Below are 17,782 nucleotides of genomic sequence, written 5' to 3' on the forward strand. Positions count from 1 at the left end.
CGATAGCAGGATGCTAGTCGAGTGTTTTGTTGAGTGCGGGTACTTCGGGGCAGAGCTTGGTGACAATGGCTTGGAGGATTTGATTGTTTTCTTCAGCGTTCCAGGGGATACGTTTGGCGATGAGTAGGGAGGCGAAGCCGTGCATGGCGATCCAAAGATTACGTGAGGTGTTTTCGACGATGTCTTTGATTTGTTCTTCGGGCACGCCGCGAGCGGCATAGTCGTCGTAGATTTCTTTTTCCCATTCGTCGAAGTGCGATTGGATCTGAGCGAGGTCTTGCTCATCAAGTGGGTGGGCAAACATGAGGTTGTAGAGGTTGGGGTGGCTGACGGCAAAGTCGAGATAGGCGGAACACCCAGCGATCCAGTCTCCGGTGTGCTTGGCTTCTTTGTCACAGTTTTCACCCATTTTCTCGAAGCCGCGGTCGATGAGGGCGGTTCGGAGGCCTTGCTGGCCGTCGATATAGGTGTAGAGGGTCATGGCACCGACGCCGATTTGAGAGGCGACACGGCGGATGGTGACGTGATCGATGCCTTTTGTGGTGAGAATGTCATAAGCAACGTCGATGATGAGATCACGACGCTGGTCGGGCTCTGCCTTGTCCCAAGTGGCTTTGTGGGGCTTGGCGGATATTCGGGATTTTGGTGATTTTGGGGCCATTGTAAAAAAGCTGATTATATTGTTTTTTTACAGGTTTGACCTGAACAGCACATCTTCGTACAGTGTACTAACTGTATCGTACAGCGCACGGGGAATCAAGCGTTGTTTGATGAACAGTTCTGCGAGAGCAGGCCAGCCGTTTTTTGGGGGAATCGAATAGTCATTTATTGATTGATAGAGGACACATGGGCATGACGCATCAAACAGGTCATTCAACGGTTAAAGTATTTTGGGTATCCATGATTACGTGCTTGGTGGGCGTGGTGTTGGGTGGGCTGATCGTGGGTGCGGTGTATCAGTTTGTGATTACCAAATTCGCTGAGGAAGGCATTGCTCAGTACAAGACGATGCTGAAAGAGCAGGCGGAAGCTGGAATGCCGCCGGCAAACGTGCGTGTAGCAGATGTGCAATTGGAGAACGTGCAGGATCGATTTGATGTTGTAGGACGTCTTGAAGAATTGCAGATGTCGAAGGTGGCGAGTGAAGTTGAGGGGAAGATCAAACATGTTCCGGTGCGTGAAGGCGATGTAGTGAAGGGTGGAGAAACAGTCATTGCAGAAGTTGATGGGACATGGGTGCAGCTTGCATTTGAGAGTGCTAAAGCGGATGAGGCGGCGCGGCGTGCGACGTTGGATCAGAGCATGCGTGATTTGACGATGCTTGAAGCATTGGAGAAAGCACGGAGTGCAAAGCCGAAGGAAGTTGCTGATGCACGTGCCAAAGTGAAGAGTGACTCGGCTAGTTTGGAAGCAGCACAGGCTGCGGTGCGTCGAGCGGAAGAGCAATTGTCGCGACTGAATATTATTGCACCGTTTGATGGTGTGGTGATTAGTCGTGATACGGAAGAAGGGCAGTGGGTGAATCCGGGAGCAGGAATTGCGTCATTGATTTCTAGTGGAACGATTGATGCGGTGGTGAATGTGCCGGAGCGATACATTAATCAGATCAAAGTTGGCGATGAAGTTGTATTGTCGATGGATGCGATGCACGAAGAGGTAAAGGGGAACGTAGTGAGTGTAACGCCGATGGGAAGTAGTAGCTCACGGACGTTCCCGGTGAAGGTTCGCATGAGTGATGAGAATGGGCGGCTGTTGCCGGGGATGAGTGTGACGGCACGATTACCGATTGGTGAACCACGCGAGCAGGTCACTGTGAGCAAGGATGCGATTCTACAAACGGTGAAGGGGCCGGTGATTTGGGTTGCGATGCCAAATCCAAAGGGTGAGGGGATGCCGATGGCTATGAGTGTGCCAGTGAAGCTTCTGTTCGGTTTGGGTGACCGGATGGTGGTTGAACCTGTATCGCCGACTGGGAAGGCCATGCTAGGTAGCGGGACGCAAGTGGTGGTGATGGGTGCTGAGCGAATCTTCATGCCGGGCCAACCGCTGATGATCGACGGTGGCGCGATGCCAGGTTCTGATGTTAAGCAGGTCGAGCATCGTACGGCTGGTGAAACGGGCGAAGCAAAAGACGCAGGTTAATTTATGGGGCTAATCATCGATTAGATGAATGCTTGCGGATCAAGTTAGACAAAAAAGAAAACAACAAATAGATGCGGGTCTGAATATGGATATTATCGGTTTTGCAATCAAGAATCCGGTGAAAGTTAGTGTTGGCGTGCTGCTGATTTTATTGTTTGGCGTGATTTCGCTGACACAGATTCCGATTCAGTTGACGCCGGATGTTGATAAGCCCCAGATCACCGTGACGACGAGTTGGATCGGTCGTAGTCCTGAAGAGATTGAGAAGGAGATCATCGATCGGCAGGAAGATAAGCTTAAGGGTGTATCAAATCTTCGGAAGATGACAGCGAATGCGCGGCAGGGTAGCGGGACAATCAAGCTTGAGTTTTATGTGGGGACAGATATCAAACAGGCGCGTACGGAGGTAAGCGATAAGCTGCGTGAGGTGCCGGACTATCCGGATGATGTAGATGAGCCGGTGATCAGTGAGACGGAAGAGGGCGGGAGTGATGCGATCGCGTGGCTGGTGATCACGAGCAGTGATCCTGATCTGGATATACAGAGTTTTTACGATCAGGTTGACGAGCGGGTGAAGCCAGAGCTTGAGCGTGTTTCAGGTGTGGACGAGGTGCAGATTTATGGCGGCCGTGAGCGAGAAGTTCATGTTCAGATTGATCCACAGGAAATGGCTCGTCGTGGCGTGACCTTTAACTCATTGATTGGTGCCCTACGTGGTGAGAACATCAATGTGAGTGCGGGTGAGATCGAAGAGGGACGGCTTGATGTTCGTGTACGCACAGTAGGTCAGTATGAAGATCTGGATGCGATTCGTGAGACGATCGTAGCGTATGACGATTCAGGACCGGTGCGCGTAAAAGATATCGGCGATGCAGAACTGACATTAGAGAAACGCCGGGACTTTGTGCACAGCAAAGGGCAGCAAGCGATGGCGCTCCCAGTGACGCGTGAGAGTGGCTCGAATGTAATGCAGGTAATGGAACGTCTGCGAGATCGCGTTGAGCGGATTAATGAAAGTGTCTTGCCAAGTATTGATAAGACGTTGAGCATGGAACAGGTTTATGATCAGACGATCTATATCAGTGATGCCGTGCAGTTGGTGCAATCGAATCTGGTGATTGGCGGTACGCTAGCGGGATTTGTGTTGTTGGTGTTTTTGCGGACGATTCGGCCGACTGTCATCGTGATGATGGCGATCCCGATTTCGGTGATTGGCACGTTTGTGGTGATGACCGCTTCGGGTCGAAGCTTGAACGTGATTAGTTTGGCAGGGCTTGCGTTTGCAGTGGGTATGGTGGTGGATGCGGCGATTGTGGTGCTTGAAAACATCGATCGTCATATCGGGATGGGCAAGGATCCGATGCGTGCTGCTTATGACGGTGCGAAAGAGGTTTGGGGCGCAATCTTGGCGTCGGTGTTGACGACTGTGATTGTGTTTGTGCCGGTGATCTTTATGCAAGAAGAAGCGGGGCAGCTGTTCCGCGATATTTCAATCGCAATCTGCGCGGCAGTGATGTTGTCGATGCTGGTTTCGATCACTGTGATCCCGGCAGCGGGGGCGCGTTTCCTGACCAGTAAAGAGAAGGAACACAAGCACTGGGGCTTTACAAGTAAGATCAAAGGGTTGTTTGGTGTGGCGGCACTTGCGGGTTGGATTACAGAAAAATTTGCGAATGGGATGTATTGGGTGGTGGCAGAGATGCCGGCGCGTTTTGTGATGCGTGTTGCTCTGGTGGGAGTGTTTACGGTCTTTAGCTTGCTGGGTGCGTGGTTCTTGATGCCGCCGAGTAGTTATTTGCCGAGTGGGAACAATAACTTTGTGTTCGGGATGATGTTGAATCCTCCGGGGTACACGATCCCGTTCCAGGAAGGGATGGCACGTGAGCTTGAAGATGCGTTTCGTCCATACTGGGAAGCAAAGAGTTATGACGAATTAGAAGGTTTGCCGCCTGTAATGAATCCGATGCCGATGGGGCCGGATGATGCAGTGGTGAAGAATATACCACCCATTGAACACTTTTTTGATGTGGCGTACCCGGGGGGCATGATCATGGGTGCGAAAAGTTCGGATCGTCAGAATGTTGCACCGCTTGCGAAGCTACTGACAGCACGTATGTTCGGTATGCCTGGCTCGATGGGTTTTGGTATGCAGATGCCGATTTTTGGTGAGGCGACTGAGTCGAGTGATTCGATTGATGTTGAAGTGATCGCGAATGATATGGAAGACCTGCAGAAAGTGGGCGGGGCGATGATGCAGGCGATGATGCAGGAGTTTGGTGGTTTTACGCAGATCATTCCGAATCCGATGAACTTTAATTTGCTCGGGCCAGAGGTTCAGTTGAAAGTGAATCGTGTGGCAGCGGCGGATATGGGGATTGATGTAAATGAGATGGGGACAGCGGTGCAAGCGTTGGTTGACGGTGCAATCATTGGCGATTACCGCATCGGTGGGGAGACTGTTGATTTGAAGCTGATTCGTTCGCCGCAGATTCCGCTTGAAGTGGATCTGATTGAGAGCGTGCCAGTGAGTGTGCTTGATCGTAAATCAGGGAACATGGAGGTTGTGCCGCTATCATCGATCGCGGACGTGAAGCGTGTGCAGTCGCCACAAGAGATTAAACGGATTGAGCGGCGGCGTGCAGTGAGTTTGAACGTAACGCCGCCAGAGGGAATGGCGCTTGAGACTGCGATTGCGAAAGTGAATGAGATCGCATCGTCCATGTTGAGCGGTATGAAAGCAAGCGGACAGATCGCACCGGATGTTGAAGTGCAAATCGCAGGTACGGCAGACAAGCTGACGGAAGTGCGTGGTGCGTTGCTTGGCAAGTGGGATGGCGGCGTGATTGAAACACTATTGAGCTTGCTGACAAGCCGATTGTTCCTAGCGCTGCTTGTGGTGTATCTACTCATGGCGGCACTTTTTGAAAGCTTCTTATATCCAGCTGTAATCATGTTTACAGTGCCGCTGGCAACGGTAGGTGGTTTCTTTGGTTTGCGTATTGTGAATGTGATCGATCCTAATCAACAGTTAGATGTGCTAACGATGCTTGGTTTTGTGATCTTGATCGGTATTGTGGTGAACAATGCAATCTTGATCGTGCACCAGGCATTGAACTTCATGAAGGGGATCGGTGAGAGCGCGATGGATAAGGTTGAGAAGCTTGAGCCACACCGCGCGATTCAAGAGAGCGTGCGGACACGTATGCGTCCGATTTTCATGACGACAGCGACAAGCGTGTTCGGTATGTTGCCACTGGTGCTATTTAGCGGTGCAGGTAGTGAATTGTATAAAGGGTTAGGCAGTGTTGTGGTGGGTGGATTAATCGTGTCGACAGCATTTACGCTGGTGGTGGTGCCAGTACTGTTTAGCTTGGTGCTTGATATGAAGAGTTGGGTCTATAGGCAAATGGGTTGGGAGCTTGGCGAGACGTTGAACGACCAAGATATGGAGCAGGTTTTGCATTCTGATTGATAGGGATATGCGGATTTGGGGCGAGATTAAAAAAAACAGGAAAAAACAGTTCTGGGTATATAAAACATTAACGGCCTGCCGCTGGAACAGTGGCAGGCCTTTTTGTGGCGATAAATATGAGGCGGCAGAAGTATTATTGCAAGAGTCAATAAAGGCGCGAGGGTGGCAAGTCGATGTGAGAATGGAGGGGTTGTATGGATGGTAGGGGGGATAGGGGTATGCGTGTTAGGGGATAATGGTGTTTAGAAAAAAGGCGGCCAGAGAAAATGCTGGCCGATGATAAAGAATGGAAATAGACGCAGGGGGGTAAAGGGTTAAGCACAGGGCGAAGGGAGCCCGGCAAGGTACGACTGACCATCGAATAACAAAGGAGTAACACAGGATATAGGCAAAACCGCGGGTCGATTAGAGGTTGACTTGTGAGATAGCCGTCGAATAATTCCTTGTGTTACCTTAGAGAAACAGGAATCGAGCCATGCCTTTTAATGAAGCATCAGTTAAGTCTGCGGAAGCACCTTTAAGTGGTAAGAAGTACTTCACACTTGAAGAAGCGAATCAATCTTTGTCATACGTTCGTCGTGTGGTTGAAGACATTCAAGGTGTTTATGGCAAGATTGTTGAGATACGCCATCGCCTTGAAGAACTGGGTGAAAGTCAATTCAGCTTGAGTCCAGATAGCGAATATGAACGGTTGATGGACCGTCTTGGCGAGCTTGTTGATGAAGTTCACTTCATGGGCGCTGAACTAAAGGACTTTGAAAAAGGTTTGGTTGATTTTCCTGCGGTACATGAAGATCGTGAGATTTTATTGTGCTGGAAACATGGTGAGGGCGTGATTGGATATTGGCATGAATTAGATGCTGGATATGGTGGCAGGCAATCGGTTGATCTGCTTGCAGCGGGCTAAAAGATTTTTTTGCAACATGATGTTGCAAGACACTTTGTTACCCAACTGGTAACGCAGGCCGAGTAAGGTCTGCAAAAAAACAAACACCAGAGCGAAGCGCGTTCGTGCTTCGCTTTTTTTATTTTGGTTTATATGTCAGGATGAGCTTGAAGATGGTGGTGATGATTTTATAACCGGCTCGGACAGAGCCGATGATGGAGCCGGAGATTTTTGAGGTGCCGGCATTTCGATTGTGATACGGGAGGTCAATCTGAAGGGTGCGTAGTTTTGATTTGGCAGCTTTGTATTGCATTTCGACAGTCCAGCCCCAAGTGGGGTCGGACATATCCAGTGAGAGCAGTGCGGGGAAAGTGATGGCGCGGAGCGGGCCGAGGTCGGTATAGATAGATCGTGTGGTGAGATTGATGAGTGTGGCTGCAAGCCGTGAACCGAAACGTTGTGTGGAGTTAAGTGCGCCGGGGTCCGCATGTTTGTCGCGTTGAGCGATTACAAAGTCCGCGCGATCTTGGAGGATTGGCGTGATGATATGTGGGATATTGGCGGGATCGTCAGAGAGGTCCGCATCGAGGAATGCGACGATACGTGGTTGGTCTTGCGGGGGAAGTGAGGTGAGATAGTTGATGGCAGCTAGGCAGGCAGATCCATAGCCACGGACGGGCTGATGGAGTACGGTGAAGTTATGAGCAGCGGCGAGGGCGGGGGTGTCATCGGATGAATGGTTGTCGACAAGAATGATACGCCTGAGTAGATCGGGGTGGGCTGCTGATAGGGCTTGGAGTGCGGCAGCTAGGGCAGGGATATTTTCGGATTCATTGTAGGCAGGAATGATGATGTCGAGAGGTGCAGGCAAGCGGGAAGTATCCTCGGCACGTGCGTTGGGCCTTGATTCGGGCGAATGGGTCATGTCTGACAGAGTAACGTAATTTGGTGCTTGGTAAATCATACTGGCGTGTAACGGATAGAGAAGTCCGAGTATTTCAGTGAGATATGCTGAGAGGTGGATTGGGTTGAAGGGTAAGGCGGCGGCGAGTATGATTAATTATCCGTTCATCCGGATATAAGGATGAATCTTGTTTCGGGGTGTTTGATCATCACGATCAAGGTTAGGATGGTAGGGCAAGGATTGAACTTAGGAAGGAAGCCTGGATGCACATTACGGACATATTTGCGAGTCACCGAACGACATTTTCGTTTGAGTTTTTTCCGCCGAAGAGCGCTGTTGGTGCGGAGAATTTGTTTGGGGTGATCCGTGAATTGGAGGCATTGAAGCCGACGTTTGTATCGGTGACGTATGGTGCGGGCGGGAGCACACGTGAGCTGACCAATGAGCTAGTGTGCCGGATTAAGAATGAGACATCGATTACGACAGTGCCGCACCTGACGTGTGTGTGTCACAGCGAGCAAGATATTGAGGATATTTTGACGCGGTATGCGGGTGAGGGGATCTGTAACATTTTGGCGCTGGGTGGGGATCCGCCTGCTGACCAGGATGGATGGGATCGGAGTCAGGATGCGTTTCGGTATGCGGCTGATTTGGTGGGATATATCAAAAAGTTTAACAATGCTGGGCAGCATCCAAGTGAGACAAAGGGTTTTGGGATTGGTGTAGCAGGTTTTCCAGAGGGGCATCCGGGTACGCCGAATCGGTTGTTGGAGATGGACTATCTGAAGGCAAAAGTAGATGCGGGAGCGGATTATATCTGCACGCAATTGTTCTTTGAGAATCGGGATTTTTATGATTTCCGGGAGCGATGTGAGCTTGCAGGAATTGACGTGCCGATCATTGCGGGGATCATGCCGATTTCAAGTGTGAAGGGGATGCGGCGGATGGCAGAGTTAGCGGCAGGAGCTCGTTTCCCGGCTCGGATGCTCAAAGCGCTGAACCGCGCGGAGGAAGATGAGGAAGCGGTAAAACGTGTGGGGATTCATTGGGCGACGGAACAGTGTCGGGATTTGTTGGACAATGATGTGCGGGGGATTCATTTCTATACACTCAATAAATCGGATGCGACGCGAGAGATTTATAAGTCGCTGGGCGCGCGGGATAGCGAAGTTCTGGGTAAATAGGTGATGTGAAATAATTGATAGGTTAGGTGGGTTAGCTTTGCTGTAGCAGGAGGGATCGTTTTCACGTAGCCGTATGGCTGAAGATGGGAAAAGCTGCGTGAAAGATCGGTTTATGGACAAGCACGAAAGGAGATTTCGTATGGTTTCTGTGTTGCAGGGTATTGTTGCGGTTGTGGGGCGATTGATGTTGGTTGCTATTTTTTTGATGAGTGCGTTGGGCAACAAGATCCCGAATTTTGAGGCGACCACGCAGTTCATGGCTAGTGAAGGCATGCCGATGCCAAAATTGATGCTGGCAGGCGGGATCGTGTTTTTGATTCTTGGCGGATTGTCGATTTTGGTGGGGTTCAAGGCCCGGATTGGTGCGGCCATGCTGATCGCATTTCTGGTGTTGGCGACGTATTACTTCCATGATTTTTGGACGATTGCAGATGCGCAGGCTCGTGAGATGGAGATGATCGGATTCATGAAGAATTTGGCGCTGATTGGCGCGATGACGTTTGTTTTTGCAAATGGTGCTGGTGTGTGGAGTTTGGATAAACTGCTGTGCAAGTCATGCTGCAAGGATGGGAAGTGTGAGACGAAAAAGGAAGAAGTGGCGGCTTAGCAGAGTATCTTATACAGATAAATGGGATTATGAAGAGCTCAGGTAAGGTGCCTGAGCTTTTTTGTGAGCTTAGGAAGTGAGCGAGGGGGTGCTGGATAGGGGGCATTCGGGTATCATTTAGGATGAATGATCCGTGTATGAACTCCACCTAGCCGCTCGGCGCTACGTGGAAGTCTAAAAAATGAGTCGAGCGACATGATGATGATTGATTGACCTGTTTGCGGCGAGGCTGTTGGGGGGGTAGGGGTCTTGCGCACTTGTGTTTATTGGATTGGACACGCGCGAACAGGTTTGAAGATACACGGAGACCTATCTGATGGCTGGAAGCATTACGCCGCTACCGATTATGTTGGAAGAAGAGGACCGTAAGGCTTATGAGAAGCTGGAGGCTCCGAAGACGATTGTGGTGCGCTATGGGTATCAGAAGAAGATCGCGGAGTTGGCGTATGACGGGACGGCGAAGCCGGGCTGTGGCTCAAAGGTCGTGATTCGAACAGATCGTGGGACAGAGATTGCGGAGATGTTGACGACGACGTGTCCGAATAGCGGTTGCGCGAAGTCAGTAACTCGTAAAGAAATGTTGTCGTATATCGATCGGTCCGGTGGAAAAGATTTTCCGTTTACGAGCAAGGGGAAGGTGCTGCGTGTTGCGACGATCGAGGACATGAACGAGCAGTCGAAGCTGGATAATGAAAAGCGCGGACTGATCAAGAAAGCGCATGAGCATATTGCCGAGCTTGATCTTGAGATGAAGTTGATCGAGGTGGAACCGCTGCTGGGTGCGGAGCGTGTCATTTTTTATTATGTAGCTGAGGATTGGGTGGATTTTCGTGAGCTGGTGAAGAAGCTGGCAAGCGAGATGCAGATGCGCATTGAAATGTGTCAGGTGAACGCGCGGGATGAGGCGCGGATCGTGGCGGATTATGAAAAGTGTGGGCAGCAGTGTTGTTGTAAGCAGTTTTTGAAGGTGCTCAAGCCGGTATCGATGCGAAGTGCGAAGGTGCAGAAGGCAACGCTGGACCCGCAGAAGATTTCGGGTCGGTGTGGGCGGTTGATGTGTTGTTTGCGGTATGAGGATAAGACGTATAGTGAGTTGAAGAAAAACTTACCGCCGCGGAAGAGTGTGGTGGAGGTTGAGGACGGGATCGGGATTGTTTTAGATTCGCAGATCTTGACGCAGTTGTCATTGGTGAAGATTGGAGTGAACCCGCCGGCGGCATATCCGATTGAATCGCTTCGTATTTTGGATAAGGATGAGGCAAAGGCGTGGCGTGATGCAGAGAAGGAGCGACAAGAAGCAGCAGCGGCTAGCTGGCAAAATCGACGACGTGGCGGTGGGCGTCGTGATGATGGGAAGAAGAAGGAAGAGAAGTCGCTAACGGATCAAGTGTTGGACGGGTCGCTTAAGCGAGAGAAGAAAGAAGAAGGAACGCGTGGGGAAACACGTGGTAGTGGTGAGAAACGTAGTCGGAGTCGAAGGGGTGGGCGGTCACGCCGAGATGATGGCGGGGGCTATCGTGGGAAGGATAATCAGGCGAAACAACAAGAGGGACAGGTTGAGAGGAATGACGCACAGGTTGAAGGAAATAAAGATGGCGAGGGCAAGGGAGATAATCCTGCGGGATATGTGAGTCGCGTGGGACAGGGCAAGAGTCGACGTCGTCGTGGTGGCAGAAGAGGCGGTAAGCCACGTGGCGAGGGGGAACGTCAAGGTGATAGTGAGGCAAGAGAGGGAGGCGATCAAGCTCAAGGTCAGGCTGGTAGTCAGGGTGAAGGGAGTGAGAAGAAGCGTCGTCGTCGTGGCGGCAGGCGTAGACGTCGTGGTGGTGGCGGTGAAGGCGGGGGAGGAGACGGTGGTGGCACCCCGTCGAGTGGCGGAGATGCCGGTAGCAACGAGTAAAATGCTAATTAGTTAGTGTGACTGTTATATGCACTAGTTTGTGCAGAGTGTAGCTTTCAAGATATCTAGTATTGTTTATAGGCCATGGCATTTGGGAGAGAGTATTTATAATCTCTACCATGCGATCATATATATATGGCACTCTTCATCGTGTGGGAAAAGCAAAGCTAGAGAGTAAAGGTTTTCTATGGTGTGTTTTAGCATGAAGGTATCCATTCCGCTTTTTTGCGGGCTGCTATTTTTCTCTTCGTTTTCATATGCAGGGCATCAAACGAAAGAGGAACAAGATGCTGTGCGGATTGATGGGTTTTGGAAACAACATATCAAGATGCTGGTTGAAAATTGGTTGCCGCATTGCATTAAGCAGGTAGAGATCGGTGGTGCGAGTGAAGATCTGGCCAATCTGATTAATGCAGGGAAGATGATTCAAAGCCATGGGGCGATGGTAAGGGTTCCTTTTGATCAGTATCAAGGTGCAGACGCATTTTTATACAACATTTATGAATCCATGTGTATGGCTTTAAGGTTTGATGCTTCAGGCGATCCGTCTTTTGGGAACGCGCAAGACTATCTGAGAAGTAAGATTCACGCTTGGACCGACATAATCCTGAAAGCGCAGTGTGAAGATGGATATATTCAGTCTTATCATACGTTGACAGGATTGGCGAGATTTTATGATAAAGATTCACATGAACTGTATAACATGGGTTATTTTATCGAGGCAGGGATCGAGCACTACAAAACATTTGGCGAATCTGATCGTCGAATGTATGACGCGGTGAAGAAGTGCGCGGATTATTTGTATTCAGCAATTGGGCCAGACGCAGATAAGCTTTGGATTCATGGGCACCCTGGCATTGGTTATGCGTTATGCCGTTTGGGGCGTTTGGTTAATGAGGTTGAAGGGGATGGCAGGGGTAGTAAGTATGTTACGCTTGCGAAACACCTTTTGGATAATCGACATAATGGCAATTATAAAACTGAGTATCATTTGACGCACATGCCCGTGATTGATTTTGATGAGCCGGTAGGCCATGCGGTTCGAGCAGTTTATTTGTATACAGCGATGGCAGACATTGCGGAGCTGAAGGGCGACCGTGCATATTTGGCGGCCTCTGATCGACTCTGGGATCGGACGGTGAATCGTAAGTACTATCTCACGGGGGGGGTTGGAGCTTTATATGAGGGTGAAGCTTTTTCAGGGGATTATGATTTACCTAACAGCAGTTATTGTGAGTCATGTGCGGGAAGCGGGATGATTTTCTGGGCAGACCGTATGTCAAAGATCCATCGTGATGGACACTATCAGGATGTGCTTGAGCGTGTGAATTATAATGTTGTGCTGGGTGCGATTGATGCTGAAGGGAGAAACTTTTACTACCAGAACCCATTAGATTCAAGTGCGCCACGTTACTCATGGCATGTATGCCCATGTTGTGTTGGGAATGTGCCGCGGACTATTTTTGGGTATTTATTGAATCAGGTTTATCAGGTTGAGAATGACACGCTGTATGTTCATCAATATGTGGCAGGAGAGAGCCATGAGATTCGAATTGGTGGTAGCACGTTGAAGGTCAAACAGAGAACCGCATACCCTTGGAATGGGGAAATTGATATTGTAATGCGTATGAGGGGGTCATCCCGTTTTACTGTGAAGTTACGTGTGCCAGATCGTGAAGAGAGCCGTATATATCAAATGGTTCCGGCCGGCGGCGGCTGCCGTGTTTATGTCAATAGCCAAGAACAGCATATGCAATCGAAGAAAGGTTATCTTAGTTTGACAAGGCGATGGGAGTCGGGAGATGTGATTAAGCTTGTGTTACCGATGAAGGTTCAGCGTATTTATAGCATCGAAAAAGTGAAGGAGAATCGTGGACGTGTTGCGTTTCAGCGTGGCCCGATTGTTTATAACTTTGAAGAGATTGATCAGGCGAAGCCAGAGATGTTGCACGAAGAGATCAGTCGCGATGTTGATTTTGATGTGGTATGGAATCAGCAGTTTCTTGGGGGTGTGATGACATTGGTATCATCGGATGGTAGGCTGACAGGTATTCCAAACTACCGAAGGCTGCATCGTGGGAAATCGTCACAGGTGTGGATGATTGAGGATCGTAGCAAGGTACATAATAATCGGCTAGTACGACCTGAGTTAGATAGTCGAACATTAGACCAAGTATACATTGGTGACTCGTATTCCGAATCAATGCATGGATTTAAAGGGCATTTTTCGGAAAGCGGTCGTTTTGATCAGCATTTCTGGCGGCATGCTGGTGTTGATGGGTGGTTCTCATATACGTTTGATGTTGCGGATTATCATCGAGGGATGCCAGTTTCTTTGCTGTGTACGTACTGGGGTAGTGAATCGGGGCATCGTGAGTTTGAAATTTTTGTGGATGATCAAAGGATTGGTACGCAGAAGTTGATGCAGGATAAACCGGAAGAATTTTTTGATGTTGAGTATCGAATTCCGGAGACGTTGTTTGAAGGCAAGCAACAGATTACGGTGAAAATTCAATCCATTCACGGCGGTCTGGCAGGGGCTCTGTATGATCTGCGTCTTGTGAAGTAGAAGAAATAACTATATCTACATTGAAAAAACACCTATGTGAAATGCATTGGTATTTTTTGTTTGGTTTAGTTGGCAGTCTAACTTGTCGGTTAGATATTTGCGGTCTTGCGGCGGGTAAGGAAAGGGAGAGTTGTAAGTGAAAAGAGTACGAGTGATGTGGGTTCAGGGATGCTTTTGGCTGAGAATGTAACGAAGCTTTTGGCTTGTGTTGCAGCGGGGTATGAGAATGAGACGGATCCGATGTGTGATGAGACGGCATCTGAGCCTTGTGCGGTGGTCATATCGCCGAATGCGCGAAACTCATTGAAGTTGTTGTTTAGAGTGAAAACTTGGAAGGGGATCATGAAGCTATCAGAGTTGCTGTTGCCGAAGATGCTGTATGTGGTGTCGAGTGCGGCGATGATTTGATTGGCGGCGCTAATCGCACCGGCGCTGTTACCGAGGAAGGTAGGTGTAAATTCGCCGACATCATTGAAATCGTCGTCGGTGTTATGGTTCCAGATATCATTGAATGTTGAGGCGTTGTGAAAGGTTGCGGTGTAGGTAGTGCCGTTGATGTTGATGTCGTTAATACCGACGGCAAGGTTGACGTTGCTGGCGGAGGTGATGACGGTGGGTGCGGCATGGGTATGAGCTGCGGCAAATGTGAGCGCAGCGACAACAGGCAGGCATACTGCTTGAATCATGATGAGGATCTTTCTCTCTAATAAAAACAAGAATGATAGAATAGAACTGTGAGCAGTTTAATGGCTTCGTGGAGACTCGCCACCAAAGGACATCAATATTCTATATATGCGACAACAAGAGAGATAATGTGTAAAAGTTCTCATTTACCAGCCTCAGAGGCGGAGGATTGATATTGCGTATTGACGGATGGGTTTGCGTCACGCAGACCAACGATGAGAATAGTTTGGATCGGAACTTTGGTGTAGTTTCCAGTGAACAAAGCACGGCCTAGATTGTTCTGCAAGTTTGGTGGTGTGACATCAGGGGGGAGGTCAGCTTGTGATGTAATAGGGCCGGGGTCGATGTCGTTAGGATTGATGTCTTGTGCGGATGATACTTTGGTAGAGGATTTGCCCGCGGCCTGTTGTTTGTGGCGTTGTTCTGCGTGACGCATCTTGCGTTCGTATGCTTTAAGTGCAGCGAGGTCTTTGGCTTTTTTGATTTGTGATTCCCACGGCCAGTACAAGCCAATGATCAACAGCTTGTCTTCGGGGAGATCAATATTTACGGCAAGCTGTTTATAGATGTCACCTTCAAGTGCGGATTGCAGTGGTGAAGGCATGCCGGGTTGGCCGGCGCGGACGGCATCGACTTGTCTGCGGAGGATTGACTTCGTCTTGTAATGGTGTGGCGTAAGCTGAAGTGAATTGCTGTCTCCATCATGAACGAGTTTGGCGAGGAGTTGGAGGCGGCCACCTTTAGCGCGGGTTTCATTAATAGCATAGGGAGGTGTGGTGAGATCAATGACGACGGGTTTGCGAAGACGAGGCGAGGTTCGGATTGGCGTCGGGTATTCCGTGGCGGAGAGTGCGGTTTGGAACGAGCCAAGAGGTGTAGGGAGTGCGTCGATGAAGTCGTTAAGCTCGTGTTCGGAGATGATGCTGACGCGCAGACCATTAGCCGCCCACATAGCGCGCGGGACGGACGGGATGGCAGATTGGTTCGTTTGTGACCAGATGTGATCAAGCGATCGGTAGAGCGGGAGATGGTAGCGCGCGATAACAGCTGTTTTTAGACGATCGGGTTGAACATCCAAAACGGTGGGGAGATGACGGGGGGTGGCAGGATCGTGGATGTCTCGGAGAGTGACGTCTTCACGAGGCAGATTGTTTTGTTTTGGTGGGGAGCTACAGGCGGCGAGGTGGAGTACGGTTGCGATCACGCAGAGACTGCGAGCATATTTGGCGAGGGATGGCCATAAGGCAGTTTTGGGATGATCGTCGGGTTGGGTAGGCAAGTGTGATACCATTTCTATTGATTCGTATAAAACGGCTAGTACGTTCGCCGAGTTGGAGGGAAACGGCTGGAAAAGCTGTTTTGCAGAGGTAGATGTCAGGCATCATGTTGGCGATGCGATGACAGTCGGGTGGGGATATTATCGTAACAGGCCGTGGATGGTTGATAAAGGATAATGTGAGGTGGAGGATTGGAAAAGTATGGCCTTGCGGTATGTAAGCTGGGGATGGTCGAACTACGAAATGAGGAGCAATCAATGACTAAGGGTGAGATGCTGAGACAGTGTTGTTGTGGTTTGGTTGTGATGCTGCTGTTTGTGATGGTGGGTGTGGTGAATGCGCAGGACGATTCGTCAGCGAAGATGCAGGCGGTGGAGCAGCTTCAGAAGCATGCGGCACTTGGGGGGATGGAGGTTGAGCTTGGCGAGATGACTTCGGGGCGCGTGACGGTGTTCTATGACAAGGAAGCGTATGGGAAGCAATCGCGAGACATCGGCAAGTTTGCAGTGGCGGTGAATGAACAGATGCGGCAAGCACAAGAAGATGCAGCGGCGCTGCAGGGGAAGATGGAGAAGGTGGCGGCGCGGATTGATGAGCTTGTGGGGGGCGGCAATTTTGCGAAGAAGATGTGGGCGGGCAATGCGGGGAGATTTTTTGGAAAGTTTATTGGGCAACGTGGCGTAGTGAGTGTTGTTGATGGTGAGGTTGTGGTGTATTTCTTGCCACAGGAAAAAGTGCGAGCGTTTTTGGCGAAGGGTGGGAAGATCAAAGGGCATGTGTACGATGAAAAAACGGGCCAGGTAGCGGTGAATATTGAGTATGGAAAAAGCCATAAAGGAGGGGCGGAGATAAGGGATGGAGATTTGGTGGCGGTGTTGCCTGTGCGGCCGGTGAATGAAGCAAAGGAAGGGGCGCTAAGGGGTGGCTTGGATTCAATGTTGGATAGGTCATTGAATCCGCTGACGCGTGGTGAGGGATTAGATATGACAGGGTTGGCGGTGCATGAACTGGTAGAGGGCACGATTCTTGCGGGGCGATTGAAGCCGAAGGATCCAAGGTTTCGCTGGTTTAGTGATGGTGCGGCGAATGCGATCACGGAGATTGTGTTGCGGGAGCAGTTTGGTGATGAAAAAGCGGATGAGTTTGTGAGTGGTTGGGATGATGCGATGAAAAAATTTGCGAAAGTGCATGTGGGGCTTGGCCGGTGGGAGGGCAAGGGATATCAGATTGAGACGGGTTTAGAAGCGCAGAAGGAATTGGAATTGGCGCGGTATGGGTATGCAACCGAAGAGATGCGGCGGGTGGTGAAAGAAAAGGGCGAAGGCGCGGTAAAGGAGATGATTGATCGGATGTTGGTGCGGAGTGGCGGCGAGCGGGTGAGTGGTGAGGATGTGTTGGGGGGCGTGGGAGATGTTGAGCCAGGGATTTATAAGCGGCTTGCGGCGTATGAAAAATATGATTCACGAGAGAATACCGCACGTGGGTATTTTGATGTGATGATGAAGGCGCGTGACGAGGGGCGGTATGATGATGCGGTGATGGCGATGTTGCGGATCAAGGAGCAGCGCGATGGGCCGGAGCCGCAGGATTATTATTTTATTGCGAAGCTATTGCGTGCTGGGGGGCATCAGAAGGAAGCGGATGCGGTATTGCCTGGGTTGATGGGGAAGGTGAGCGGGAAAAACAAAGTGAATGTTGGAAAGTATTTGGTGGCGTATGAATTGGAATCAAAGCATCCGGAGCGGGTGTATGACGTAGCGGAGTTGGTGCTGGCTTATGAGCCGGAGCATGTGCCGTCGCTGGTGGTACGGATGGTGCGGCAGATGAAGATGGGAAAATTGAATCAGGCGGGCGTGACCGCGAAGCGGATCATGGTGCTTGAGCCGAACGAATCGAGCAAGGTGCACCAGATGGCAAAGCAGGTGCGTGAAAGTGTGATGGCGACGGTTGGGCCAGTGGAGTAGGTGTGTTTGTTGCGGTGGATATGAGTTGGAAACACATGAAGTAGATTCCAAGTGAATTCACGAAAGATAGGTGCATAAAGAAACCTCTGGTCATCGGGCGACCAGAGGTTTGAGGTTTGTCACGGTGTTAACCCATTGAGGAAACTTGAGTTTCCTAGGGCGGTTGCGGCATGGTCAATGTCATGCCGCATGT

The 17,782-nt window shown here is 50.2% G+C and carries 12 protein-coding genes; 8 read left to right on the forward strand and 4 right to left on the reverse strand.

Annotated elements, in window-relative coordinates:
* Nucleotides 1–13 precede the first annotated feature (13 nt).
* Complete coding sequence (locus tag ACQ6WK_RS03165; protein ID WP_432799294.1) at nucleotides 14–661, reverse strand: TetR/AcrR family transcriptional regulator; 648 nt, start codon at nucleotides 659–661, stop codon at nucleotides 14–16.
* 191 nt (nucleotides 662–852) lie between these two features.
* Here ACQ6WK_RS03165 and ACQ6WK_RS03170 point away from each other — a divergent pair, with 191 nt between their 5' ends.
* From ACQ6WK_RS03170 to ACQ6WK_RS03180, 3 genes are all read left to right on the forward strand, one after another.
* The gene (locus tag ACQ6WK_RS03170; protein WP_432799295.1) at nucleotides 853–2,142 is read left to right on the forward strand and encodes an efflux RND transporter periplasmic adaptor subunit; all 1,290 of its coding nucleotides are present in this window, start codon (nucleotides 853–855) and stop codon (nucleotides 2,140–2,142) included.
* Between the two features lie 85 nt (nucleotides 2,143–2,227).
* Nucleotides 2,228–5,614 (forward strand): efflux RND transporter permease subunit, encoded by a 3,387-nt coding sequence (locus ACQ6WK_RS03175; RefSeq protein ID WP_432799296.1) that lies wholly within the window; start codon nucleotides 2,228–2,230, stop codon nucleotides 5,612–5,614.
* Between the two features lie 475 nt (nucleotides 5,615–6,089).
* Nucleotides 6,090–6,521: a DUF2203 domain-containing protein gene (locus ACQ6WK_RS03180; RefSeq protein ID WP_432799297.1), complete on the forward strand. Its 432-nt coding sequence runs from the start codon at nucleotides 6,090–6,092 to the stop codon at nucleotides 6,519–6,521.
* 118 nt (nucleotides 6,522–6,639) lie between these two features.
* Here ACQ6WK_RS03180 and ACQ6WK_RS03185 read toward each other — a convergent pair whose 3' ends face one another.
* A complete protein-coding gene (locus tag ACQ6WK_RS03185; RefSeq protein ID WP_432799298.1) occupies nucleotides 6,640–7,425 on the reverse strand; it encodes a glycosyltransferase family 2 protein in 786 nt (261 codons plus the stop codon).
* Between the two features lie 242 nt (nucleotides 7,426–7,667).
* On the opposite strand from ACQ6WK_RS03185, the gene metF reads away from it, so the two are divergent.
* The 4 genes from metF (at nucleotide 7,668) to ACQ6WK_RS03205 (ending at nucleotide 13,664) form a co-directional block, all read left to right on the forward strand.
* Nucleotides 7,668–8,588 carry a methylenetetrahydrofolate reductase [NAD(P)H] gene (gene metF / locus ACQ6WK_RS03190; RefSeq protein ID WP_432799299.1) on the forward strand — a complete coding sequence of 307 codons (921 nt, stop codon included), beginning with the start codon at nucleotides 7,668–7,670 and terminating at the stop codon, nucleotides 8,586–8,588.
* Nucleotides 8,589–8,727: 139 nt separating this feature from the next.
* On the forward strand, nucleotides 8,728–9,195 hold the full coding sequence (locus ACQ6WK_RS03195; RefSeq protein ID WP_432799300.1) for a DoxX family protein: 468 nt from the start codon (nucleotides 8,728–8,730) through the stop codon (nucleotides 9,193–9,195).
* A gap of 316 nt (nucleotides 9,196–9,511) precedes the next feature.
* Complete coding sequence (locus ACQ6WK_RS03200; RefSeq protein ID WP_432799301.1) at nucleotides 9,512–11,095, forward strand: PSP1 domain-containing protein; 1,584 nt, start codon at nucleotides 9,512–9,514, stop codon at nucleotides 11,093–11,095.
* A 202-nt stretch (nucleotides 11,096–11,297) separates the two neighbouring features.
* A complete protein-coding gene (locus ACQ6WK_RS03205; RefSeq protein ID WP_432799302.1) occupies nucleotides 11,298–13,664 on the forward strand; it encodes a beta-L-arabinofuranosidase domain-containing protein in 2,367 nt (788 codons plus the stop codon).
* Between the two features lie 89 nt (nucleotides 13,665–13,753).
* Here the strand turns inward: ACQ6WK_RS03205 and ACQ6WK_RS03210 are convergent, their stop codons facing one another.
* Together ACQ6WK_RS03210 and ACQ6WK_RS03215 are read right to left on the reverse strand one after the other, a co-directional pair.
* A complete protein-coding gene (locus tag ACQ6WK_RS03210) occupies nucleotides 13,754–14,350 on the reverse strand; it encodes a hypothetical protein (RefSeq protein ID WP_432799303.1) in 597 nt (198 codons plus the stop codon).
* A gap of 140 nt (nucleotides 14,351–14,490) precedes the next feature.
* Complete coding sequence (locus tag ACQ6WK_RS03215; RefSeq protein ID WP_432799304.1) at nucleotides 14,491–15,627, reverse strand: hypothetical protein; 1,137 nt, start codon at nucleotides 15,625–15,627, stop codon at nucleotides 14,491–14,493.
* A 255-nt stretch (nucleotides 15,628–15,882) separates the two neighbouring features.
* Here ACQ6WK_RS03215 and ACQ6WK_RS03220 point away from each other — a divergent pair, with 255 nt between their 5' ends.
* Nucleotides 15,883–17,589 (forward strand): hypothetical protein, encoded by a 1,707-nt coding sequence (locus ACQ6WK_RS03220; protein ID WP_432799305.1) that lies wholly within the window; start codon nucleotides 15,883–15,885, stop codon nucleotides 17,587–17,589.
* The last annotated feature ends 193 nt before the right edge of the window (nucleotides 17,590–17,782 follow it).

The organism is Poriferisphaera sp. WC338 (assembly GCF_050931845.1).
In the GTDB taxonomy this organism is placed as follows: domain Bacteria; phylum Planctomycetota; class Phycisphaerae; order Phycisphaerales; family Phycisphaeraceae; genus Poriferisphaera.

Bases quoted from the DNA above. Each gene is read 5' to 3' on its own strand.
- ACQ6WK_RS03165 (WP_432799294.1), bottom strand. From the start codon at position 661: ATGGCCCCAAAATCACCAAAATCCCGAATATCCGCCAAGCCCCACAAA.
- ACQ6WK_RS03170 (WP_432799295.1), top strand. From the start codon at position 853: ATGACGCATCAAACAGGTCATTCAACGGTTAAAGTATTTTGGGTATCC.
- ACQ6WK_RS03175 (WP_432799296.1), top strand. From the start codon at position 2,228: ATGGATATTATCGGTTTTGCAATCAAGAATCCGGTGAAAGTTAGTGTT.
- ACQ6WK_RS03180 (WP_432799297.1), top strand. From the start codon at position 6,090: ATGCCTTTTAATGAAGCATCAGTTAAGTCTGCGGAAGCACCTTTAAGT.
- ACQ6WK_RS03185 (WP_432799298.1), bottom strand. From the start codon at position 7,425: ATGACCCATTCGCCCGAATCAAGGCCCAACGCACGTGCCGAGGATACT.
- metF (WP_432799299.1), top strand. From the start codon at position 7,668: ATGCACATTACGGACATATTTGCGAGTCACCGAACGACATTTTCGTTT.
- ACQ6WK_RS03195 (WP_432799300.1), top strand. From the start codon at position 8,728: ATGGTTTCTGTGTTGCAGGGTATTGTTGCGGTTGTGGGGCGATTGATG.
- ACQ6WK_RS03200 (WP_432799301.1), top strand. From the start codon at position 9,512: ATGGCTGGAAGCATTACGCCGCTACCGATTATGTTGGAAGAAGAGGAC.
- ACQ6WK_RS03205 (WP_432799302.1), top strand. From the start codon at position 11,298: ATGAAGGTATCCATTCCGCTTTTTTGCGGGCTGCTATTTTTCTCTTCG.
- ACQ6WK_RS03210 (WP_432799303.1), bottom strand. From the start codon at position 14,350: ATGATTCAAGCAGTATGCCTGCCTGTTGTCGCTGCGCTCACATTTGCC.
- ACQ6WK_RS03220 (WP_432799305.1), top strand. From the start codon at position 15,883: ATGACTAAGGGTGAGATGCTGAGACAGTGTTGTTGTGGTTTGGTTGTG.